Genomic DNA, 23,096 nt, shown 5'->3' with positions numbered 1-23,096 from the left:
ACGCAGTTTGTGTTCTCAGAAGAAGCGAGAAGCGATGCCAGCTTGCCGGGCACGGTCAATATGGCAACAACTGAGTCCTCGCGTCTCACTAATCATTCTCCCGGGCGAGTGACGCTTCGTCTGGGCTTCGCTCCATTTCAGACAGAAAGATGAGATCTGCCCACGTTCCGCATAGTCCCTGCTCATCTCTTTGCGCAGCTGCTCCCGACTTGCTGGAAACACACTTGCGATGAGGGTTTAAGAGACTTTTCATGATTGGACAGAGGCAACTTATGCCCGGTCAAGTTAGAGGACTGGCATCAAAGCTCCATTGTACGAACGTAAGATTTCGATATCGAAACGTTACAAAGTCTATACCAACGTTTGCCTTTCTTTCTCATTCTGTTTTGCATCAGGCCGTCCATTGCCTACCCGCAATTAGCAAAGCGGCGCTGATTATGAGCCGCGAAGGCTGCGTCTTCTAGTCGGAAGTCTCACCACGTCACTCTTCCGCGCCATGAGGGACCAAACGGAAAACATACCTGCGCGCGTGGAAAGATAAGGACCCCAGAAATATCGCGAGGAGGCAAAGCGCCCCCGAGCGCGTCTAACAGGGCCCACCATCCATCCCGCCTGCTTGGGATCGTCGCCGTTGCGAGGGTTCGCTCGACTTTCATCTTTGAAGCTCATGCGCCGGCATCATTCAGTCCACCTAAATCAATGTATATGGTGTGTTTTCCTGAGTCCGGTGTATGACTTGGCTTGCCGAGCGTATCCTTTAATTGCGATGGAGCGCGCATCCGCATATCGATCTTTTCGAGAAGCGGCTTCGCAATGATTTCTCAGAGTGCAGCTCTTTCCGGTGCAACTAAGGAAGACCATGACGGTTCGCAACTCAAAGGGGCGTGTCGCTCTCATCACCGGCGTGACCGGTCAGGACGGCGCCTATCTCGCCGAATATTTGCTGTCGCTCGGCTATGTCGTGCACGGCATCAAGCGGCGCTCGTCCTCGTTCAACACCGCGCGCGTCGATCACCTCTATCAGGACCCGCATGTCGGCAACGTTCCGTTCCTGATGCACTATGGCGACATGACGGATTCGACCAATCTGATCCGCCTGGTGCAGCAGATCCGGCCGACCGAGATCTACAATCTCGCAGCTCAAAGCCACGTCGCCGTCAGCTTCGAGAGCCCGGAATACACCGCCAATGCCGACGCCATCGGCGTGCTGCGCCTGTTGGAAGCGATCCGCATCCTCGGCATGGAGAAGGAGACGCGGTTCTACCAGGCCTCGACCTCCGAGCTCTACGGCCTGGTGCAGGAGATCCCGCAGAAGGAGACGACGCCGTTCTATCCGCGCTCGCCTTATGGCGTTGCCAAGCTCTACGGCTACTGGATCACGGTGAACTACCGCGAAGCCTACGGCATGTTCGCGTCGAACGGCATCCTGTTCAACCATGAGAGCCCGATCCGCGGCGAGACCTTCGTGACCCGCAAGATCACCCGCGGCGTCGCGCGTATCGAGGTCGGGCTGGAACAGACGCTCTATCTCGGCAATCTCGAAGCCAAGCGCGACTGGGGCCATGCCAGGGACTATGTCGAGGGCATGCACAAGATCCTGCAGGCCGACAAACCCGACGACTTCGTGCTCGCCACCGGCGAGATGCGCTCGGTGCGCGAGATGGTCGAGCTGTCCTTTGCCCATGTCGGCCGTCGCATCGCCTGGCGCGGCAAGGGCGTCGAGGAGACCGGCGTCGACGAGACGAGCGGCAAGATTGTGGTGAAGATCGATCCGACCTATTTCCGTCCGACCGAGGTCGATCTTCTCGTCGGCGACGCCAGCAAGGCGCGCGAGGTGCTCGGCTGGACGCCGAAGCGCAGCTTTGCCCAGCTCGTCGAGGAGATGATGACGAGCGATCTGGCGGAGACAAAACGGGATGCGGCCAGTGGCAAACGCACCGTTTGAGCTGAGGGGCAAGAGCGTCTACGTCGCCGGCCATCGCGGCATGGTCGGAGCCGCGCTGGTGCGCCGGCTGGCACGGGAGGAGGTGCGGCTCGTCACGGTCGACCGGCGCGAGGTCGATCTCTGCAACCAGGCCGCCGTGTTCGACTGGTTCGCCAGGACGCGGCCGCAAGTGATCTTCCTCGCCGCGGCCAAGGTCGGCGGCATCGTCGCCAACAACACGCTGCGCGCCGAGTTCATCTACGACAACATCGCGATTGCGGCGAACGTGATCCAGGCCGCGCATCAGAACGGCGCCGAGAAGCTAATGTTTCTGGGCTCGTCCTGCATCTATCCGAAGCTGGCGCCGCAGCCGCTGCGCGAGGATTCCGTGCTCACCGGTCCGCTGGAGCCGACCAACGAGCCCTATGCGATCGCCAAGATCGCCGGCATCAAGATGGCGGAGGCCTATCGCAGCCAGTATGGCAGCGACTTCATCAGCGTGATGCCGACCAATCTGTACGGCCCCGGCGACAATTATCACCCCGAGCTGAGCCACGTCGTCGCCGCGCTGATCCGCCGCTTCCACGAGGCGAAGGTTTCGGGAGCGAAGCGCGTCATCGTGTGGGGCACCGGCACGCCCCGGCGCGAGTTCCTCTATGTCGACGACATGGCGGATGCCTGCGTGCACCTGATGAAGACCTATTCGTCGCCGGAACCGGTCAATATCGGCACCGGCGAGGACATCACCATCGCCGATTTAGCACTGATGGTCGCGGCCGCCGTCGGCTTTCGCGGTGAAATCAGCTTGGATACGTCGCGCCCGGACGGAACGCCGCGCAAGCTGCTGGATGTTAGTCGGCTGTCCAGACTCGGCTGGCGAGCCACCACCTCGCTCACGGAAGGCATTCAGCTGGCATACCGGGTGTTTTGCGCTGAGAGAGACGGACGGCTCCAGAGTGATCTGCTCGTTCTCGACAAGGCAGCCTGCATCACCGGCTAGATCATATCGAGCAATGTTCCGAAGGGGCTGAGCCTTGCGATGATCTGTCAGCCCTCCTTTTTGATCAAGAGAGCACCGATTCTCCTTTGGTCGAGCTTGGGCGTCAGGTCTCCGTGAATACCCGGCGCCGCTTTAACCTGGGGCGGCAGCAGCGGATCTCCGACTGTTAACCGCCGAAAAGATGCGCCCAGTTTGGCACCAAGCACGCGAAGTTCTCGATGTGTAAAGAACCGTGAAGTGGTCCTAAGCTCCTTCGCGCGTCACACTAGCAAACCTAGATGATTTGATGGTCATGCTTTGTTACCTCGGCATCAGCAGCGCTGGTGAAGTCGCGCTCGGCGAGGTTCGCGCGGACGACACCCCCATTACCACGGTGATCGGACGCGATCGCGACATAGACCGCCGGGAGCACGAATAGCGTGATCAGCGTGCCCGCAGACATGCCAGCGGCGAGAACGAGTCCGATCGAGAACCGGCTCGCGGCGCCAGCTCCGGTTGCCGTCAACAAGGGTATGAAGCCCGTGACCATTGCCGCCGTGGTCATTAAGATTGGGCGCAGTCGGACACGCGCCGCCATCTCTATAGCCGAGCGACGGTCAAATCTCTCCTTGAACTGCAGCTCATTGGCGAACTCAACCATTAGGATGCCGTGCTTTGAAATCAACCCGACCAGTGTCAACAGTCCAACCTGGGTGTAGATGTTCATGGTCGCCCAGCCGAGGAACGGCGGAATCAAGGCGCCGACCATTGCCATCGGCACGCTGATCATGATGATGAGCGGATCGCGCAGACTTTCGAACTGCGCCGAAAGCACTAAGAATATGATGATGAGGGCAAATGCAAAGGTAATCGCCAATTGATTACCCTCGTGCACGTACTGGCGGGCGTCGGCCAGGAAGTCGTAACTGAAGCCTGGGGGCAGTTTCTTCGCCTCGGCTTCTAGGAAATCCACGGCCTGTTCGATCGTGACGCCGGGCATCGGCACGGCCTGAAAGGTCGCGCAGTTGAGCTGGTTGTAGTGGGTGAGCGCATTCGGATCGGTCGCAGTCTCGGTGGAGACTACGGTAGACAGCGGAAGCATCGATCCCGTCGCAGTCTTCACATAATAGCTTCCGATTGATTGCGGCACTAGCCGTTCCTCTCGCGGCACCTGCGGGATCACCTCGTAGGAGCGGCCCTGCAGATTGAAGCGGTTGACGTAATTTCCCCCAAGTAAGGTGGCGAGCGCGTTACCGACGATCTGCATGGTGATGCCAAGCTCGTTAGCCTTCGATCGATCAACCTTGATTCGTACCACCGGCTGGTTGAACTCGAGGTCGGAGTCGCTCACCATGAAGAGGCCGCTCTTCTGCGCGGCATCCTTCAACTTTGACATCTGCTCGTGGATGGATTGAAAGCCAAGAGTCGAATTGATCACCATCTGGACTGGTAGGCCACCAGAACCGCCCGGCAGCGGAGGCAAGCTAAAGGCAAACGCGTTGATGCCTTCGATTTTGGATAGCTCGGCCTGAACAAGCGACTTTAGTACAATCGATGATCGCTTGCGTTCGTCCCAAGGCTTGAGCAACATGCCGGCCATGCCACTCTGCTGGCCGCCAATGCCATTGAACACGAAGCTCAAGTCAGTCTCTGGAACTTTTTTCAACGCGCTTTCAAGCTTGGTGCCATAATAGTCGAGGTAGTCGATATTGGCGTATTTCGGCGCCTTAGTTAGCGCGAATATGATACCTTGATCCTCCTCCGGCGCTAGTTCCTTGGAAATATGCATATAGAGAAAGCCGACAAGTCCCAACATGGTCAGCGCAAATAGGCCGGTAATTGGGCGATAGTCGAGCGAACGGTCGAGCTTGCGGCCGTACCATCGTGTTACGGCACTGAACCCGCGGTTCACAAGCCTTGCAAATCGTCCCCCCTTGGCGCGCCTCAGGAAGAGAGAGCACATCATGGGCGACAGCGTCAAAGCGACCACACCGGACACGATCACCGCTCCTGCCAGCGTGAACGCGAATTCGCGGAACAGGCCACCGGTGAGGCCGCCAAGGAATCCGATCGGGGCATATACCGCAGCCAAGGTAATCGTCATGGAGATAACCGGACCGACGATCTCGCGCGCGCCCCTTGTAGCAGCCTGTAGCGGAGCCGCTCCTTCTTCTAAATGGCGATGAATATTCTCCACCACCACGATTGCGTCGTCGACCACGAGGCCGATCGCGAGAACCATCGCAAGGAGCGTCAGGAGGTTGAATGAGAACCCCAGCGCCAGCATCATGCTGCAGACACCAACGAGAGACAACGGAATAGTAACCACAGGAATGATGACGGACCGCAGCGAGGCCAGGAAAAGAAAGATCACGACGACCACAACCACGACGGCCTCAATGAGCGTCTTCTTCACTTCGTCGATCGATGATTGAATAAACTTGGATGAGTCGTAGGCCACTTTCATCTTCAGCGGCGGCGGCAGGTTACGCTCCATTTCAGGAAACAGCGCCCGAACGCCTCGCACTATGTTTAGCGGATTGCCTTCCGGGCTCGCTTGCACGCCGACAAAGACCGCGTGGTCGCCGTTCATCGTGACGGTAGTGTCCGTCATCTGCGCGGCAAGTTCGACTACCGCAATGTCTTCCATGCGCACAAAGCCACCGTCATTCGCCTTGACAATCATACGCTTGAAATCGTCAACACTCCGCAAATCCGTATTTGCTGTGACATCGGAGATAGTGAAATAGCCCTTGGTCTGGCCTGCCGCAGCCTGGAAGTTGTTAGCTGCGATTGCAGCCGAAACTTCAGCCGGCGATATGCCATGCCCAGCCATTTTCGCAGGGTCTAGCCATAGCCGCATCGCAAAACTCTGGCCGCCTAGGATGTCAGCCGCTGAAACGCCGTCGACGGTTGAGATAACCGGTTGCACGACGCGCGTGAGGTAGTCGGTGATCGCACTGGCCGCTAGCTCATCGCTGGAGAAAGCGATATACATGACAGCATTCGTCTGACCGCTCGACTTCGTGACGACTGGATCGTTTGATTCCTTCGGGATCAGGTATTTGACTGAGTTGACCTTGGAGAGCACCTCCGTGAGCGCTTCGTTTGGATTGAAGTTCAGCTTGATGTAAACTTGAATAGTCGAGACACCAAGCATAGACGAGGAACTGATGTAGTCGACGCCTTCGGCGGACGCGACTGCTTGCTCCAGGGGAGTGGTGATGAACCCCTGGATCATGTCGGCCGAGGCGCCAGGATAGGCAGTCGTGATATTGATGACCGTATTGGTTAGCTTCGGATATTGCCGGATCGGCAGTAGGACCGCGGCGCGCAAGCCGATCAGCAAGATCAGGAAACTCACGACGATTGACAATACCGGACGTTTGATGAAAAGCGCGGTAAATGTCATGTCAACTCGTATTCGGGATTGGGATGTAAATCTGCCACCAACTTTAAGGCAATGGTCAGCAATGCGGCGACTGTGCTAGAGCCCCCGCTGTAGAGCTCGTGCCCTTTTTGCGTTTATCGGCGAAAGGCCCGACAAGAATAGTTGATTAGAACGCAACGACTTCTAGCCGGGCATTAGTTCAGGCTTCGCACTTCGACATCGGAATTACAAACGACCTGACCGGTACTCAACTCTACAAAGGTAAGTGAGTGATATAGCATCGGCTGCAAAGCACTATACCAAGGTTTATCGAGTTCGCCGCTGATCACCGTCGCAAGACTTGCGGAGTTGCTAAACACAAATTCTTAGCCCCGCATATTCAGTGCGCGCCCGCTATCGCTTCGCTAACTCGCCGAACAAAGCCGTCTCGGGGCTTGCCCTCTGCTGCCAGTTCGATATGCCTCTCGGAACAGTGCTTTGAGCGTTTCTGTCAGCTCAATAAGCTGCGCTCTGGCTTGTCCACGCCTTGCGCTACCGAGTTGGCAACGCCAATACCACTTTGTCGATCCGACGCGTTGAGCCAACGTAGGCGGCCGTACATAGCGCCGCGGGGAGTCGCAGTGGACTATCGGCGGTTTTGGGCGTGTCACCGTCGATAAGTCAAGATACTGCAATGTGTCAACCGCCTCCAAATGCCTTGGCAGCCGCAATCAGCTTTTGTACGTTGCACTCTCCAGACCGAAAATCATCGAGCGCCGCGGGCAGCCCCTGGTTGATTGCAAGGGCCTGCTGCGCGCTTCCTAGCTGAGATAGCGATTGCGACTACTCATGGCGGGCCCATCCTTTTCACGAACCGTCGGTACGGTGACGATCTCGATCGGGACATTGAGATCAACCACCATGCGACGCACGACTACGCATTAATGAACATCCTTCTGGCCAAAAAAGCGACGTGGGGCTGCACCATGTTGAACAACTTGCAGACGACAGTCGCCACACCGCGAAAATGTCCGGGCCTGAAAGCGCCGCATAGAGGTTTCGCGAGGTCGCCAGGTCCAACAAAGGTTTCGAAATTGCTCGGATAGACTTCCTGTGCATCGGGCGCGAAGAGGATCGCAACACCAGATCCCGGCACAGTTCTTCATCGCGCAAGAAGTCGCGCAGATAGGTGCTGAGATCTTCATTTGCTCCGAACTGAGTGGGGTTAACGAAGATGCTGACGACGGTCACATCGCATTTTGCTTGGCTCGCTGCGATCAGCGCCAGGTGGCCATCGTGGAGATAGCCCACCGTCGGCACAATCCGGCCCTTTGATTGGCACTGCGGGATTTTGCGAGAGTGCGGCGAAGTTCAGCGACGCTCGTGATAATTTGAGGTGGATGGCGCCCAGTTGGCAATTGCCTCCCCAACGCCTTCGGGAAGCCGATAGGACTCTTGCGGGCCGGGGAACGCGCCACGGCGGACATCCGCTGCCCCGCGCGAAAGCGCATCATGGAACTGCTGAAAGCCTTCCGTATAGGCGGGAACGAATTTGGGGCGATGACCTTCGGTTTGGCCCAGCACGTCATGAAACAGAGCACCTGCTCTGAACAGTCTGGGCCCGAGCCGATTCCGATCGTCGGTATTGTCAAGGAATCGCTTACTCGAGCAGTAAGCTCAGCCGGAGTGCCCTCCAATACCAAAGCGAAACAGCTGGCCTCCTGCAGACGATGAGCATCATCGAGCAAACGCAGCGCTTCATCCACTTTGCGGCCCTGCACTTTGAAGCCGCCCATGACATTAACGCTCTGCGGAATAAGACCGAGATGACCCATCACGGGAATCTCGCAATCGACAATGGCATGCACCATCTCGATTCTTTTGCCACCGCCCTCGAGTCTCGCCGCAGCTGCTCCTCGCTGCAGAAATCCGCCAGCATTTCGTATGGTCTCCTCAACGCTGACGTGGAAGCTAAGAAAGGACATATCGGCGACGAGCAAGGCACGCGGTTTGCTGCGTACGGCGGCTTCGAGGTGATGGTTCATCATCGCAACACTTACTGGAGGCGTGTTTTCGAATCCAAGGCAGACGTTACCCCCGCTGTCACCGACGAGACTGATATCGATGGAAGGATCCGGGATAGGCGCCGCAACCGCGTCGTAGGCAGTCGTCATGACTAGACGCCGGCCGTCCTGCTTCCACCGCTGCAGGAGGGGAATTGTGATGCGGTCGACCGGTTGCTCCGAAACGCGACTCATTTGAACTCAGTTCGATTTTTAGCTGCGAACTGACAAAGCTTTGAACTTCAACCAACTCGCCGCCTATTGCAAAGTTATAGCGATCCCCAGCGCTCGAGTTGATCGAGTATCCCACGCGATCAGCAGTCTGGTTGCTACAATTCTTCAGCGTCAATCCGCTCTTCGTCGCTGTCCAAGAAGGACAAAGGGCAAAAAGTGAGTTGCGTATGGGCTTGGTGGATCCGCGCACCAGCGCCGTTGAGAACACACCATCGCGAGGCACGTGCGCGAGAATGACATAGGTCGAAGTCGCCCATAGGAGTTCTTGTTCCATATCTCCACAAGCCCATCGGTGGAATGGCCACTTCGAAATAAGGATGTGGATCGAGGGTGGCGGAACCGCGACAATGAAGATTGGCCTCCAGCACATCCTTCGCAGCGACTACTTTTCTCGCCAAGTGTTTTGCGCACCCGCGACTTCCCTGTGAGAGCGGAAGAAATCTGTCGACCCGCCAAGAAGAAAGGAAAGACCCTCTCGGAAATCACCCGCAGATGGTGAAAATTCCTTTTGGTTGCGTCATCAACGCCAGAAGGCTTCCTTCGCTTGCTGTAGGTCTTGCGGGCGTGTTCGGCTTCGGCCGATTCGCGGGCCGGCTGTCGCGTCGGACCGATCGGGTTTACTTCTACAGCGCACTTTTGATGCATCGATTTTTTCCAGTGTTAAATCCACCGAGGTGAGCATAAGGCGGCATGCAACAGATTGTATTTCTGAGCCGATTGATCGGTAAAGAGCTCCTATAGAGTTTTGTACCGATGTGCTTGAGACCGAGGCGTCCGTCTCGGCAGTCCTCCCCCGCAGGCTGCTCTGTCCTGTCCGGTCCATTAACCGCTGGCCTATATGGTCACCTTGCCGAGCTTTTTGATACCGACCCGGATCGGGTCCGCCGGAAGAGCTATGCGGGATTTTGGGTGACGAGGCGATCAGGCGGCGTGGTTTTCCGGCACTTGGATGACCTCGATGCCGTTTTCGAATCTGACACCTGCGATGACCTTCGGCAACTGATTTGTGCCTTTCAGCCGCCGCCAGGTCTTTGATGCGGCGCAGAGCAGCTTGAACACCATCAACTTGGCAGTCGTTGACGATAACGAACCTTTCGTGCGCACCGTTCTGTGCCGGACCGTCGCGAACACGCTTTCGATGGGATTCGTCGTCCGCAAGTGGTCCCAATGCTCGGCGGGGAATTCGTAGAACGCAAGCATTGCGTCGCGATCTTTCGTCAGGCACTCGACCGCCTTGTCGTACTTCGCTCCGTATTTCTCGGCAAAGACATCGATCGCCACTTCGGCCGAAGCTCGGTTGGACGCCAAATAGACCTCGCGCAGATCCTTCTTCATGCTGGCCTGTACCGACACTGCGACTTTGTTCAAGATATTCGCGGTTTTGTGCACCCAGCACCGCTGATGTCGCGTGGCGGGAAAGACCTCGTCGAGCGCCTTCCAGAAGCCGAGCGCGCCGTCACCGACGGCGATTTCCGGGGCGATCTTCAGCCCACGGGTTTTCGCCTCGACGAGCAGTTCGTGCCAGCTCTGCGTGCTCTCGCGCACGCCGACCTGGAAGCCGATGAGTTCCTTCTTGCCTTCCGGCGTCGCGCCGATCAGCACCAGCATGCATTCGCTGTGGTCTTCCATGCGAGCCTGCAGGAAGACGCCGTCCGCCCACACGTATACGTACCGGCGCGCCGACAGATCGCGCTTCTGCCAACGCTCGTACTCGAGCTGCCACTCCGTCGTCAGTCTGGAAACCACCGCCGGAGAAAGATTCGGCGCATCCTTGCCCAGGAGCGCCGCCAGCGCCTCCTGGAAGTCGCCCGTCGAGATGCCTCGCAGGTACAGAACCGGCAAAAGTGCATCCAAGCTCTTCGTGCGCCGTGCCCACAACGGCAGGATCGCCGAGGTGAAGCGGATCCGCTCGCCATCGCTGGTCACCGCGCGATCGCGAATCTTTACCCGGGCGACTTCGACGGCGCCGATCCCCGTCTGGATCGTCCGCACTGGACCATGGCCGTGCCGCACGAGGCGGTCGCGGCCATCGGGAAGCTTCAAGCCCTTCATCGCGGCGAGAAACGCCTCGGCTTCCATCTCGACAGCCTGCGCAAGCAGCTGCCGAGCACCAGATCGCAAAATATTCGTCAGTGGATCGTCGATCTCATCGGGCTGACGCAGTGGGACAATGTTGCTATGCTCGTTCATGGCGTATCGCTCTCCTTGAGGTTCTGGCAGGCTCGACACCCGCCTCGATACGCCGCCTATCTCATTCCGTCATCACCCAGTTTCCCGCATAGCTCCCGCCGGAATGCTCACGTTCATAGCGTCGCTCCGGCTCAGCCGGGCCCAGGTTGCGCAATCGGTTTAATCCCAGCCGGCGCCGGATAGGGCTGAAGGTCGCCGGCGACACTACCGGCCTCGATTGAGATCTGTTTGACCTGTGGCGCTGTCGTCCCAACGTTCCGGCTTCTGCGCATGGGAAGGCAGGATTTGGCTTGGATAAAAGAGGTCTTGTGGAGCGATCACGGTCCATCCACTCCTTCCTCGCCGAACGCTTAAACTTGGCGACCGTCCTCGCCGAAAACGGCGAGTTGCAGCGCACTGCAGCCTTCGTCAGGCCAGCCTCGATCAAGATTGGCGCCATGGCCTTTCGGCGTCAATGGCGCATTCTTGGGGGCGTTCATCCGATCCTTAAGGGGTAGGCTAAAGCTTCGGCAGGTTGCTTCCTCGTTCAGGACCGGATGGACAACCTACTGAAAGCTCACACCTCATGGTCTCACAGACATCCTACCCGAACTGGTTGCCCCCCCATGCGGCCCCTCTAGAAGCGCGCGTATGCGCGCAGCGATCTGTCGCGCTTTTCGGCCGCAGGTTGGGTTCCACGCAATCGAGTATAGCCAGCATCGCCAGAACTTCGTCGACGTTAAATGTGGCCGCCCTGCGATCTGATAGTCCCAGAGACCGATGGGGGGCGCGGACCCGATTGGCTGCAAGCACCGCAAGCGCTTGCGGCCGCAAGGACGTAATATGCCGCTCGAATATATGCATTCGTTGGCCTGTAGCTGCCCTGTGGGCATGATGTCGCGAGCGCTGGTGGCCAACCCGGTCGCAAAGACTGGGGCTGGCCACCTTTGCTCCCAAGAGGCTCCAATTCTCAAGGGCTACAAAGTTGTATCTTCGAGAAGTACCAAGGGGCACCTACCAAAATCGGTGGCTCCCCTCCTCGTCGGCGACTCTCTAAGCTAGTTTTTGCCTTGAATTGGAGACACCAGCACGACCAGACACATGCACGTTGCATGAACAAGAAAACATGCCAATCGCACATGAGCGACGCAAGTATGTGGGCAGAGTCAATCTAGGCGGAGCACGATAGAAAGCCGCTGGAAAGTTATCCGAGACCCTCGTAGACCGCGATGAGGAGTACCTCGTTGAAAAATGGGCGACGCTGCCGGCGTCGCTCGTCGGCACGCCTGGCGGAGAGAATGGCACGAAGATAAGGGTGGAGGGGATTCAGCCACGCAGTCTTCTTCCCTTCCAAAGTATTGCTGATGATTGATCGGAAGCAGTGCGGGCGCGACCCGGTGCCGTTTGGTTGCGCTGGAGCAGGCGCTGTCCCTACCCGCCCGCCAGTTGAACTTAGCAGAACTTGGCTCGGCGCTTATCTCCCCGCGGACACACAGGGGCAGCGCTCTGTCCCTGCAGCTAACCTGCTCCAAACTCAGCTTCAAGCGGCGGCAAGAAGCTGATCGGGAGCTTATCGCCAGCGGACCGAGTGAAACCGCCAAAAAACGAGAACTAACTCGTGAGTTGGAAGCAGTGCGAACGCGGTTCGGCGCCTGACGGCCTGGGGCATCATGAGGCACTAACCCTGCCGCATCCGCACTGCAATGAGCTTAACGGAAGCGTAACTCAGCACATGGTGGTCCTTCAGCTCATGCGCTGTCCCTGCCACGCTCCCGTTAAACCCAACGATTCTTTATCGAGCCTGGCTTACCGAAAGCTGACAGACCTGCGCAGCAATTTACAACGAAAGGCGGCCTATGTGGCCGCTGGCAGTTGAGAGCAATTACGACGTTTACGCCTCAGACAATAGCCATCGGCGCGCTTGCGATCAGCGGCAACCGCTCCGCGCTAAACGCCCGTGGCGTTCAGTTGGTCAAGCTCCACGTTGGTTTGTCGTATTGAAGACGATTGTGCCCGTTTCTCAAAATGCGTTACCAAGCTCCATCAGGCCCATCAGCGAGGCGCAAAGCGAACGGAAAGCAGCGGATGCGGCTCGGCGCCCATATCCATCCGGGGAGGGTGGACAAATGCGCTATCTCTGCCGCATCCGCTTCGCCGGCGAGCCAGGAGCGACATGACTCGGCACCTCCCATGGAGGAAGGAAGGCGCTGTCCCTATCAAGCGCCGCTGGCACAGTAGTCAGCCTCGGGGAGCACAAGGCTAGCCACCCGGCTTTCCCGTGAGGCCCGTCGCCTCAGGGTACAGCGGGACTTTAGCGACAAGGCGGCCTCGGGAGACCTACCAGCATTGGTGGTCATACACACTTAATCGAGAAACTGTTGGTCAAACTTGAAGACCAAGCGAGTTCAGTGCCTAGTGCTCCAGAACGATCAGGCGGCGCCAGGGGCGCCGCTTTCTCCCCACATTTCTGTTTCAGCTGCCGCAAGGAAAAAAGACCGAGCGCACCCTACAGCGTTGGCCAGCCGCAGCATTTCGTCACAACGCGGATGGCGAGCAGGGATGTCCTGCCGTCATGAAGCCGCCCGAGTTAAGAACGGCAACAAGACTTTGGGCAGCTCGCCGATCAAGCGGAGGGCGTTAGCCGCAAGGCTGACTCTTGGATCATCGCTGAACGGTGCGATTGTTTCCAGCGTCGTGAAACGGGCGTGCTGGACGGCGCATTCCTCGTTCTGTTCGAGCATGATCCGCAGTTGAGGTGCACGATGGCGTCTTCATTGGGAAAGATGGCGTCCCCCCTCGGTCCGACGAAGTGCATCTCTACCCCTTCGCGGGTCTCGAACTTCTTGCAGCGGCGGGTCCTTCCGGGCCCCCCTACGCGGGTGACCCGCGACCACTCGACTTTGCTAGATATAAAATTTCAAAAGGCACTTTCTGTTCTCGGATCGGCGTGGAACCCAGGGGTGGGCCTGCTCAGGAAACAAATCCGGTCGGCTATTTTTGAGCCTGAAATTGATGTCTTCGTCCGTTCGTCATCGGGCGGCGCCAAGTGCGACCGAAACACGCTCGAAAGCATCTATACCAATTGAGACCGTATGGCTCCCAATCGGAGCCTCTCTATCCATGATCGTTATCGGCCTCAAGGGCCTTATCGGGGCGGCAAGACCACCGTGACCCGCATCGAAAGCCACGGGTTTGTACGCGGCCGGTTCGCTGGCGCGCTGAAGCGACATGCTGCGCGCCTACCCACATTACCGGCGCTGCGACGAAGCCACCATCGAACGCATGATCGACGGCGACCTGAAGGAACAGCCGTTGCCCTAGCTCAGCGGCAAGTCGCCCCGGCCGGCTGCCCGCTGACGGCCCAAGAGCTGCGAAGCTACGCAAATACGCCAACGCACGTCGTCGAGATAGCGCTGGCAAAAAAGCTGACTGAGGCGCCGTGGGCAACGCAGTCAACGAGGATGTCGGCGAGACGCTCCAATCGCTTATCGACTTCGTCGGCGCCGATGCGCCGTACCAGACCTTGTTGCGGGTGGCCAGTCTAAGATCCGAGCTGTTACAGCGGCGTTGGCGATTAAGCTACGCGTTTCGTCTTTCATCTGATCCAACGAATATGACCGTTTTTGTGCCATGAATGATAGAGCCGCGACGAAGAGGGCCCGACTACCGCCAGTCGCCTGAAGCTCATTTTTCAACACTGGCCATACGATGATGCGACCGGGACCATGACGTCATCTAGCGAAGCTCTATCCGTTCTCTACGAGCCGCCGAGTCTGCCGCCGCGACTTCAGGAAGCCGCGGTCGGTTGCCATGAACTTGAAGAGCATGGGCGAGATAAGCTTCGCTGGGTCAACCATCTGTCCACTTTGGGCGGATAGTAAATCCGCATAAGCAAGCAGATCGCGATGTACGCTTGCGGGTAGCTCCGCAGTGATCTTTACCGGTTTGTCATCTGGAACGGCAGCAATTTTCAACTTCGACACAACATCTACCTCGCGTAAGGCTGAAGGATCAGATCGCGATTCACGATCACGCGGATCGGGAAGCCAGGACGTACCGTCAGCGTGGGCTGGATATTGAGACCGCGCCGAACTACCTGCTGTCCAGTTTGGTTTAGAGAGTCCGAGGCGCCGTGACGCAACGCCTGGATAATTGCGCTGTCGTTGCTGTTAGTGTCCGAGCCGGCACCCAGTTCCGTTCCGACGGCGAGAAACGTCGATAGTGCCGCAGCCTTGAAGAGTTCGCCCCAGTGATTGTCCACCTGGTCTTCTAGGCCAGCATAGCCAGCGGTGTCAGCGCCAGGCTGCCGCTCGAGAACTATAGAACGTCCATTCGGCATGATTAGCCGGGTCCAGACGAGCAGAACGCGAGACTGGCCGAAAGTGACCTGGCTGTCGTAGATGCCGATTAGACGCGCTCCCTGAGGCACGAGCAGAAAGCGACCGGTCGGCGTGTCAAAAACATTCTCGGTTACCTGCGCGGTAATTTGGCCTGGCAGGTCCGATCGGATCCCGGTGATCAGCGCCCCTGGAATCACCGTCCCGGCCTGCACGATGTATGGTGAAGCGGGCCTGATGACACGGTCAGGGCTTACCATGCGACGGTCCACGGAGGCATTCACGAAGGCAAGCTTGCGGTCCTGGCCGTTTTGCGCAGATCTATCCTCGCCAGTGCTCGTTGCGCTTGGTGATGCGAGGCGGTCGCCTCCAACCGCCGCAGCGGTGGGCGGACGCGCTCCTTCATTGGTCGCAGCGAACAAATGGCTGATGCGGGCTGCCTCAGTCTCTTGATCCCGGCGCTGCTGGTCTGGATCAGTGCCGATCGTCGGCGACTGGCCTTGAGCAGCAAGTATTGGTCGACCGAGGTCGCCGGGAAGCGGCGGACCAAGCTGCGGGATTGGCTGGCGCGGAACGCCAGCATAGTCCTTCGGCAGCGTCGTAATACCGTCGGCAACATTGTGGTGGTCGGTACTGTAAAGCTCATCGGCCGCTTGATTGCGGGAGCGATTGTTCTGCAGCGACCACAGCACCGCTCCGCCGATGACAAGCAGGGCAACCGCGCTCCCGCCGGCCAAGACCTTCCGCGACAACCGCGTCACGCGCGTGTGCTCTGCTCTCAAGCGGAAGCTCTCGGATGGCTCCACTTGTGTCTCCGGCGGAATAGCTTGCTCGTTTACATTCCGAGAGTTCATGACGACGGCCTCCCGCCGGTTCTGACAATCCTGACCTTCTTCTGGTGCTCACCACCAAGCCGCAGTTCGGCGGCAGCAAACAGCCGATCGACGATCAATACATTGCCGTCAGCGCGATAGTTGACGAGTTCGGTCTTGCCGTCTGGACCGATGACAAAGAGCGGAGGCATCTCGCCCTGCACGATGCCTTGCGGGAATTCGACATAGACCTTGCGGCCATCGTCATATGCGGCGAGCGGTCGCCAGGGAGGACTGTCCCCTTCGATGGCATAGCGGGAGATGCGCTGCGCCGGGTTCGGAAGAGCGGGTTTCAGAGCGACCGGACGCCATCGTTCCCGTGCGGTTTCAGGATAGTACCAGGCAACAGACGGCATGTATGGCCGTTCGCGGGATCGGAGTTCGATCAGGTAGGTGCGCCGGTCAGTGTTGACCACTAGGTTGGTTTCGATCGAAGCTCGGGTCGGCTTGACCAAGACATGGACGCGCCGTGTATCGCCGCTGCCGCTCTCGGTATCGCCCACGACCCAGCGTACAGTATCTCCGGCCGCGATCGGCCCTGATCCCGTCAACTGTTCTCCCTCCTCGAGCGCGATATCTGTGATCTGCCCCGGCGCGGCGTAAATCTGATAGAGCGCCCCGGGACTGTAGGCGTAGATTTGCGCAGCATTGAAATACCCCCGCTTGCGCGGTTCGACCCTGGCCGCATTGTTTGCCATCTCAACCCGGCTCACCGGTTCGACCTCTTCCTTCCCGGCCGACTTGCCTCCGAGAGCCGGCTTCCAGAGCGGCGGAACGTGAAGCGGTCGCAATCTGTCGTCGAGAGCCACGGGCGTCGCCGGCAGCGGAGGAACTTCAGTGTCATAGCTGATCTCCGGCGGAATGTATGTCGCGCACCCACCGAGCACGGACGAGCAAAGCATAAGAGCGGACAGAAGTGCACGCTTCGCGCTCACGAACCCGGGCCAAGTCGAATTGAGCCTGTTTTGCTGAATGGAACATTTCGAATGAATGTCAGACGGCGTCTTGGTCACTGACCCAACTCCTTTGACCAGTTGATGGCGCGGACATAGACGCCAAGAGGATTCTTGCGTAGGCGCTCGGCTTCGCGCGGCGTCTCGATCACGATTGTAAGAATTGCAGTCCAGCGCTCGGTCGAGTTCAACGCGCCATTGTCGTAGATGCGCTGGGTCCATGCGACCCGAAAGCTTTCCGACGACGCACGAATGACGCTCGAGACCTCGACAGAGATTTGCGCCTTACCCAGCTTGGCAAAGGGGTCGTTGCTGCGCGCGTAGTCGTTGAGCGCAGCGGCGCCGCGATCAGTCGTAAAATCATAGGCCCGCAGCCAGTTTTGGCGCAGAACGATCCCGTCTGCCGGTAGGCCTCTGACATCCTCGATAAAGCGTGCCAGATGATAGGCGATCTGCGCATCAGTGGGCTGATATTCAATGTTGGCCGGCGCAATCCGCTGAGCCTGACCGAGATGATCGACTTCGACCACCCACGGCGTGATCGAGCCCTGACTCGATTGCCAGACAAGGCCACCTGCGAGACCGGCTGACAGCGTCAGGCAGCCAAAAGCCATCAGGCGCCAGCTCTTGGCTTGCACGCGCGCTGATCCAATGCGTTCGTCCCAAACCTGCGCGGCCTTTTGATAAGGCGTAATCGGCTCGGGCATGCGCCCGTAGTGAACTGATGGCCGTTTGAACATCGATGGTTGCCCCTGATATCAAGTGATCGGTTTCAAGTCGTGCGATGGAATGGTTTGAGGCGCTGTGTGTGCGGCGGAGATGCAGGGTGCGTCTCAACGTTCTCCCTCGGACAAATCGACGGAGGAACCGCTACCACCATGATCGCCCGAGCGGACGGCGTGGCCAGCGGCCGAGGCACCATGCCGGATGGTCTGAGCACGCTTCATGCGGCGAGCCCAATCAGGCTGCCCTTCAGCCGGCGCGCTCGTGCCCTGCTCGCCCGCTTGGCTACCTCCGAAGGCAGCCGCTGCTCGACGCAAAGGACTCGTCGCAGCCGAAGCGCCAGCCTCCGCGACGCCGGCAAGGCCGCCGCTTCGATAGGCGGCTGTTGCTCCGCTGATGACAGCGCCGCCACCGCGCGCGCCGCCTGCAATCGCACCACCAGCGAGACCGGCACCGCCAGCGGCAAGTCCCGCGCCAGCCGCAACAATGCCGCCAGCAGCAAGGCCTGTTCCAATCGTGGCTCCGGCGCCGAGTTGGGGGCCGCCCGACACCAGGCCGTTTGCGATACCCGGACCGAAGATACCGAGGCCCAGCAAGGAAAGCGCCGCGAGCACCAGCGTCATCGCGTTTTCGATGGTTGGCTGTACACCGCCGAAACCTGCGGTGAACTGCGAAAACAGGGTGGAGCCGATGCCGACGATGACGGCCAGGACCAGGATCTTAATGCCGGAAGATATGACGTTGCCCAGAACGCGCTCCGCCGCGAAGGTGGTCTTGCCAAACAAGCCAAAGGGAATGAGCACGAAGCCGGCCAGTGTCGTGAGCTTGAACTCGATCAGGGTGACGAAGAGCTGGATCGCCAAAATGAAGAAGGCGAGCAGCACCACGACCCACGCGAACAGGAGAACGACGATCTGGACGAAATTTTCGAAAAAGCTGATGTAGCCCATCAGGTTGGAGATCGAATCGAGGAGCGGTCGGCCGGCATCAAGTCCGACTTGAGCGATCTTTCCAGGTCTCAAGAAATCCGATGCGGAGAGGCTTGCGCCTGATGCTTTCAGGCCAAGACCGGCAAAGCTCTCGAAGACGATGCGCGCCAGACTGTTCCAGTTACCGATGAGGTAGGCGAAGACCCCTACGAAGAGCGTCTTCTTGACGAGACGCGCGGTGATGTCCTCATCAGTTCCCCAACTCCAGAACAACGCTGCGAGCGTAATGTCGATCGCAGCAAGGGTCGTTGCGAGATATCCGACATCGCTCCCCAGCAGCCCAAAGCCGCTGTCGATGTAACGCGTGAACGTTTCCAGGAACTGGTCAATGATCCCCGTACCAGTCATGGCTTGCTTGCCTCAGGTGTCACCAGGTTCGGATATCCCTGCGGGATCCGGCTTGGATCCTTTGGAGCGAGCGCCACGCCGGCAGCGGAATCGTCGTGGCCAGGTAATGTGGCACCGTCTTTCTTGCCAAAAAAGCGACGGCGGTTTTCGGCCCAAACTTGCTTGCAGTGATGATAACCCGCGGCTTCCTCCGCAGTGACGCTGCGGCAGCGCGCGAGGTCAGAGCTGGTTGCTTCTGTCGTCTGCTCGGCCTTCGGTGGTGGAGCAGGACCGTCTCCGCCACGAAGCTGAATCGTGCAGGCAGCGACGGCCACTAGGCCGATTGTCGTAAGCAGCGATAGCGCCTTGAATGCCTTTAGCTCGGTCATCAGTGGAACATCTGCACGTTGAAGGATTGATAGCCCTCTCCTGGCGTCAGGAATCGCCTGAGTTGCTCTCGTCCTTGATCCTGAGCCGAGCCGCGCTGAGCCGCTTCGAGGCTCTGCGCCCTGCCCTGCGCCGTCACGACAGCGGTGAGGTCGGCGAGTTGCTGCGCGTTCAGCGCGAGAATCTGATTGCCAGCTTGGGTTGCCTGCAGAGCACCGCTTGCGCCTTGGCTAGACGCTACGAGCGCGGACGTCTGGATGCGATTGGTGTCGAGATTGCCAACGATGCCCGCCTGAACTCGCAGCGCGTCTTGCGTTGCGGCATAGGAATTCTGCCAACGTGTTTGGGCGTTGAAGATCAGCAACTGGTTCGACTGGCTGACTGTAGCTGGCGCATAGCTCGTCGAAAACGCGCGATCGATCTGCTGGACGTCATAGGCGATGCGCTGGGCCTGGGCCAGTAATTGCTGAGTCCGCTGGATCGAGGATTGCAGTTGCTGCAGCGACGAGTACGGCAGGTTTGCTAGGTTCTTCGCCTGATTGATCAGCATCTGCGCCTCGTTCTGCAACGAGGTGACCTGATTATTGATCTGCTGGAGCTCCCGCGCAGCTGTTAGGACGTTCTGCACGTAGTTGTTGGGATCAAAGACGATCCACTGCGCTCGCGCGGACACCGTGACGCTGAGCATCAGCGCGACCGTGGCAGCGGCCGCCAATAGGCCAAGATGCCTCATAGGGATTTCTCCAGATTGACGAGATTGGGGATGATGTCTAGGGCCCAGGCGACACCGCGGTGCCGGAGCCAGGCCGGCACGAAGCCGTCAGGTCCATGTTCGGCGAGGAGTTGCGTGATCGCGGCTTGGTCTGCCTTGGAAGAGGCTGCGGTAAAGGCGAGCGCGACTTCACCGAGCCCAAGTTCGAACATCCGATTGCCCCGGCGCGACTGGCAGTAGTAGTCGCGCTTTGGCGTTGCTCGGCTCAGAAGTTCGATTTGGCGATCATTGAGTCCGAAGCGGCGGTAGATCGTGGTGATCTGGGGTTCGATCGCCCGCTCGTTCGGCAGCAGCAGGCGCGTTGGGCAGCTTTCGATGATCGCCGGCGCGATCGCGGAGCCATCGATGTCCGACAGTGACTGGGTGGCGAAGATGACGGACGCATTCTTCTTCCGGAGCGTCTTCAGCCATTCCCGGAGTTGACCGACAAAATCTTCATCGTTGAGGGCAAGCCAGCCCTCGTCGACAATGAGAAGTGTCGGCCGGCCGTCGAGACGGTCTCCGATCCGATGAAAGAGGTAAGCCAGAACCGCTGGGGCAGTGCTCGTTCCGATCAACCCTTCAGTCTCAAACGCCTGAACCGAAGCTTCGCCAAGGCGCTCGAATTCGGCATCAAGCAGGCGCCCGGAGGGACCGCCCAGGCAATAGGGCTGCAGGGCCCTTTTCAGGGAATTGGATTGCAGCAAGACCGAGAGGCCCGTGAGGGTGCGCTCCTCCCTCGGCGCCGAAGCGAGAGAGGTGAGCGCCGACCACAGATGATCCTTGACCTCCGGCGTGATCTCGACCTTTTCCCGCGCCAGGATCGCGCAGATCCATTCCGTGGCCCATCCGCGCTCGGCGGAATCGTCGATCCAGGCCAAAGGTTGCAGCGCGACGGGGTTTTCGTCCCCTTCAGACAGCGCACCGCCGAGATCATGCCAGTCGCCGCCCATGGCGAGCGCGGCCGCCCGGATCGAACCGCCGAAATCAAACGCAAAGACCTGCGAGTTCGGATAGCGCCGGAATTGCAGCGCCATCAGAGCGAGCAACACCGACTTTCCGGCACCGGTCGGTCCCACCACAAGGGTATGGCCGACATCTCCGACGTGGAGCGAAAACCGGAACGGCGTTGATCCCTCGGTCTTACCAAACAGGAGCGGCGGGCCCCTGAAATGCAGGTCCCTCGCCTCGCCCGCCCAGACGGCCGACATCGGAATCATATGGGCGAGGTTAAGTGTCGATACCGGTGGCTGCCTCACATTCGCATAGACATGCCCCGGCAGACTGCCGAGCCAGGCTTCGACCGCGTTCACCGTCTCGATCATGCAGGTGAAATCGCGGCCCTGAATGACCTTCTCGATCAGCCGCAGCTTCTCGTCGGCGACATTGGGATCGCGGTCCCACACAGTGATGGTCGCCGTGACAAAGGCTTGCCCAATCTGATTGGACCCCAGTTCCTGCAACGCCGCGTCGGCATCAAGCGCCTTGTTGTGGGCGTCGGTATCTAGCAGCGTCGACGCCTCGTTCGTCATGATCTCCTTGAGAATGGCGCCAATCGATTTTCGTTTGGCGAACCACTGCCGCCGAATTTTGGTCAGCAGCTTGGTGGCCTCGGTCCTGTCGAGCATGATCGCGCGGGTTGACCAGCGATACGAAAACGCCAGGCGATTCAGGTCATCCAGAATTCCCGGGGTCGTCGCGCCGGGAAAGCCGACGATTGTCAGGACCCGAAGATTGGCTGAGCCCAACATCGGCTCGAGTCCGCCGGTCAGCGGCTGGTCGGCCAGCAGAGCATCGATGTACATGGGAATCTCAGGTGCTCGAACTCGATGACGCTTGGTCGAGATCGTCGAGTGCAGATAAGTCAGCGTGTCCTGATCATCGAGCCAGGTGCATTCCGGCATGAACCCTTCAAGCAGGCCGAGCACGCGGTTGGTTTGGTCGATAAATCCGCGCAGCACCTCCCGAGCATCTGCTCCAACGGTGCGGTCGCGACCTTCATAGAGCAATCTCTCCGCCATAGCCGCTCCCTCCTCCGGAGGCAGATAGAGGAAGGTCAGGAAGTAGCTGGACTCGTAATGGGCACCCACCTCTTCGAACTGAGCCCTGCGTTCCGCGTCGACCAGCGCGGACGCGACGTCCGGAAAGGAGTTAGGCGGGTACGCCCCCGCAAAGTGACGTTGCGCCTCAACGAACACGGCCCAACCCGATCCCAGGCGACGCACGGCGTTGTTCAAACGGCCGGCGACGGCGACAAGTTCAGCCGGCACTGCGCTATCGAGATCGGGGCCGCGGAATTTCGCGGTTCGTTGGAACGAGCCGTCCTTGTTCAGGATGATTCCCTCGTCGACCAAGGCGGCCCAAGGCAGAAAGTCGGCGAGACGAGCATTAGAATGGCGATATTCGGCAAGGTTCATCATGGACATGAGCTCAGGCGTTGAGATGGCTGGGGATGCGCAGATGCCGGCGCACCACATCGACAAAGGCTGGATCGCGCTTGGCGGCCCAGACAGCGGCCATGTGGCCGATGAACCAGAGGACGAGACCGGCGATCCAGAGCCGAAGTCCGAGCCCAAGGGCTGCCGCAAGCGTGCCGTTCACGATCGCAACCGACCGCGGCGCGCTGCCCATCAGGATTGGCTCAGTAAGCGCGCGGTGAACGGGCACAAAAAAGCCTTTGACCGGTTCATCCATCAGATCACCACGCCGCCGCCGAAGGAGAAGAACGACAGGAAGAAGCTCGAGGCGGCAAACGCGATCGACAGACCAAACACGATCTGGATCAGCCTGCGGAAACCACCTGACGAGTCCCCGAACGCGAGCGTGAGCCCGGTCACGACGATGATGATGACGGCGATGATCTTGGCGACTGGACCTTCAACCGACTGCAAAATCTGATTGAGTGGCTGCTCCCACGGCATGTTCGAGCCAGCCGCCCACGCCGATGCCGACGCCAAAAGCACCGTGCCGAAAGCGGCCAACGATGCACCTCGAAGAAAGCGAAATTGCTGACGCATG

General features: G+C 59.1%; 14 protein-coding genes and 2 pseudogenes. 2 read left to right on the top strand and 14 right to left on the bottom strand.

All coding sequences use genetic code 11. The annotated features are described in order from the left end of the window. Positions 1-859 precede the first annotated feature (859 nt). Both gmd and fcl read left to right on the top strand, forming a co-directional pair. Positions 860-1,945 (top strand): GDP-mannose 4,6-dehydratase, encoded by a 1,086-nt coding sequence (gene gmd / locus AB7008_RS06825; RefSeq protein WP_014498053.1) that lies wholly within the window; start codon positions 860-862, stop codon positions 1,943-1,945. Further along, a complete protein-coding gene (gene fcl / locus AB7008_RS06820; protein WP_011084445.1) occupies positions 1,917-2,924 on the top strand; it encodes a GDP-L-fucose synthase in 1,008 nt (335 codons plus the stop codon). The genes gmd and fcl overlap by 29 nt, the downstream gene beginning before the upstream one ends. Positions 2,925-3,198: 274 nt before the next feature. Here the strand turns inward: fcl and AB7008_RS06815 are convergent, their stop codons facing one another. The 14 genes and pseudogenes from AB7008_RS06815 to AB7008_RS06750 all read right to left on the bottom strand — a co-directional run bounded on the left by AB7008_RS06815 (position 3,199) and on the right by AB7008_RS06750 (position 23,095). Further along, positions 3,199-6,315 carry an efflux RND transporter permease subunit gene (locus AB7008_RS06815; RefSeq protein WP_028153850.1) on the bottom strand — a complete coding sequence of 1,039 codons (3,117 nt, stop codon included), beginning with the start codon at positions 6,313-6,315 and terminating at the stop codon, positions 3,199-3,201. A 510-nt stretch (positions 6,316-6,825) separates the two neighbouring features. Continuing rightward, positions 6,826-7,691 (bottom strand): annotated as a pseudogene (gene panC / locus AB7008_RS06810) (pantoate--beta-alanine ligase). Further along, positions 7,645-8,531: pseudogene (gene panB, locus AB7008_RS06805) on the bottom strand (3-methyl-2-oxobutanoate hydroxymethyltransferase). The pseudogenes panC and panB overlap by 47 nt, the downstream one beginning before the upstream one ends. Positions 8,532-9,491: 960 nt before the next feature. Beyond that, positions 9,492-10,760, bottom strand: a complete 1,269-nt coding sequence (locus AB7008_RS06800; protein ID WP_035716818.1) for an IS256 family transposase — start codon at positions 10,758-10,760, stop codon at positions 9,492-9,494. 3,725 nt (positions 10,761-14,485) lie between these two features. Continuing rightward, positions 14,486-14,722 (bottom strand): DUF2274 domain-containing protein, encoded by a 237-nt coding sequence (locus AB7008_RS06795; RefSeq protein WP_011084436.1) that lies wholly within the window; start codon positions 14,720-14,722, stop codon positions 14,486-14,488. Positions 14,723-14,727: 5 nt separating this feature from the next. Further along, positions 14,728-15,930: a TrbI/VirB10 family protein gene (locus AB7008_RS06790; RefSeq protein ID WP_011084435.1), complete on the bottom strand. Its 1,203-nt coding sequence runs from the start codon at positions 15,928-15,930 to the stop codon at positions 14,728-14,730. Continuing rightward, the gene (trbG, locus tag AB7008_RS06785; RefSeq protein WP_038936969.1) at positions 15,927-16,961 is read right to left on the bottom strand and encodes a P-type conjugative transfer protein TrbG; all 1,035 of its coding nucleotides are present in this window, start codon (positions 16,959-16,961) and stop codon (positions 15,927-15,929) included. The genes AB7008_RS06790 and trbG overlap by 4 nt, the downstream gene beginning before the upstream one ends. After that, complete coding sequence (trbF, locus tag AB7008_RS06780; protein ID WP_028144224.1) at positions 16,958-17,641, bottom strand: conjugal transfer protein TrbF; 684 nt, start codon at positions 17,639-17,641, stop codon at positions 16,958-16,960. The genes trbG and trbF overlap by 4 nt, the downstream gene beginning before the upstream one ends. Positions 17,642-17,734: 93 nt before the next feature. Continuing rightward, complete coding sequence (trbL, locus tag AB7008_RS06775) at positions 17,735-18,961, bottom strand: P-type conjugative transfer protein TrbL (RefSeq protein ID WP_038936970.1); 1,227 nt, start codon at positions 18,959-18,961, stop codon at positions 17,735-17,737. Continuing rightward, entirely contained in the window at positions 18,958-19,329 is a 372-nt protein-coding gene (gene trbK-alt, locus AB7008_RS06770; protein ID WP_080586783.1) for a putative entry exclusion protein TrbK-alt, read from the bottom strand. The genes trbL and trbK-alt overlap by 4 nt, the downstream gene beginning before the upstream one ends. Then, the gene (gene trbJ / locus AB7008_RS06765; RefSeq protein WP_028152635.1) at positions 19,329-20,060 is read right to left on the bottom strand and encodes a P-type conjugative transfer protein TrbJ; all 732 of its coding nucleotides are present in this window, start codon (positions 20,058-20,060) and stop codon (positions 19,329-19,331) included. Before trbJ ends, trbK-alt begins: the two co-directional genes overlap by 1 nt. Next, positions 20,057-22,498 (bottom strand): conjugal transfer protein TrbE, encoded by a 2,442-nt coding sequence (trbE, locus tag AB7008_RS06760; protein ID WP_038936971.1) that lies wholly within the window; start codon positions 22,496-22,498, stop codon positions 20,057-20,059. Before trbE ends, trbJ begins: the two co-directional genes overlap by 4 nt. Before the next feature lie 10 nt (positions 22,499-22,508). After that, entirely contained in the window at positions 22,509-22,772 is a 264-nt protein-coding gene (locus AB7008_RS06755) for a VirB3 family type IV secretion system protein (protein ID WP_028152637.1), read from the bottom strand. Beyond that, positions 22,772-23,095 (bottom strand): TrbC/VirB2 family protein, encoded by a 324-nt coding sequence (locus AB7008_RS06750; RefSeq protein ID WP_038936972.1) that lies wholly within the window; start codon positions 23,093-23,095, stop codon positions 22,772-22,774. The genes AB7008_RS06755 and AB7008_RS06750 overlap by 1 nt, the downstream gene beginning before the upstream one ends. Position 23,096 lies beyond the last annotated feature (1 nt).

It is taken from the genome of Bradyrhizobium sp. 521_C7_N1_3, assembly GCF_052075975.1.
GTDB classification, from domain to species: domain Bacteria; phylum Pseudomonadota; class Alphaproteobacteria; order Rhizobiales; family Xanthobacteraceae; genus Bradyrhizobium; species Bradyrhizobium japonicum.
This window is presented reverse-complemented; position numbering and strand designations above follow the sequence as displayed.

What these genes read in the sequence shown, in the direction of transcription:
- gmd (WP_014498053.1), top strand. Translation starts at nt 860, where the DNA reads ATGACGGTTCGCAACTCAAAGGGGCGTGTCGCTCTCATCACCGGCGTG.
- fcl (WP_011084445.1), top strand. Translation starts at nt 1,917, where the DNA reads ATGCGGCCAGTGGCAAACGCACCGTTTGAGCTGAGGGGCAAGAGCGTC.
- AB7008_RS06815 (WP_028153850.1), bottom strand. Translation starts at nt 6,315, where the DNA reads ATGACATTTACCGCGCTTTTCATCAAACGTCCGGTATTGTCAATCGTC.
- AB7008_RS06800 (WP_035716818.1), bottom strand. Translation starts at nt 10,760, where the DNA reads ATGAACGAGCATAGCAACATTGTCCCACTGCGTCAGCCCGATGAGATC.
- AB7008_RS06790 (WP_011084435.1), bottom strand. Translation starts at nt 15,930, where the DNA reads ATGAACTCTCGGAATGTAAACGAGCAAGCTATTCCGCCGGAGACACAA.
- trbF (WP_028144224.1), bottom strand. Translation starts at nt 17,641, where the DNA reads ATGTTCAAACGGCCATCAGTTCACTACGGGCGCATGCCCGAGCCGATT.
- trbL (WP_038936970.1), bottom strand. Translation starts at nt 18,961, where the DNA reads ATGACTGGTACGGGGATCATTGACCAGTTCCTGGAAACGTTCACGCGT.
- trbK-alt (WP_080586783.1), bottom strand. Translation starts at nt 19,329, where the DNA reads ATGACCGAGCTAAAGGCATTCAAGGCGCTATCGCTGCTTACGACAATC.
- trbJ (WP_028152635.1), bottom strand. Translation starts at nt 20,060, where the DNA reads ATGAGGCATCTTGGCCTATTGGCGGCCGCTGCCACGGTCGCGCTGATG.
- trbE (WP_038936971.1), bottom strand. Translation starts at nt 22,498, where the DNA reads ATGATGAACCTTGCCGAATATCGCCATTCTAATGCTCGTCTCGCCGAC.
- AB7008_RS06755 (WP_028152637.1), bottom strand. Translation starts at nt 22,772, where the DNA reads ATGGATGAACCGGTCAAAGGCTTTTTTGTGCCCGTTCACCGCGCGCTT.
- AB7008_RS06750 (WP_038936972.1), bottom strand. Translation starts at nt 23,095, where the DNA reads ATGCGTCAGCAATTTCGCTTTCTTCGAGGTGCATCGTTGGCCGCTTTC.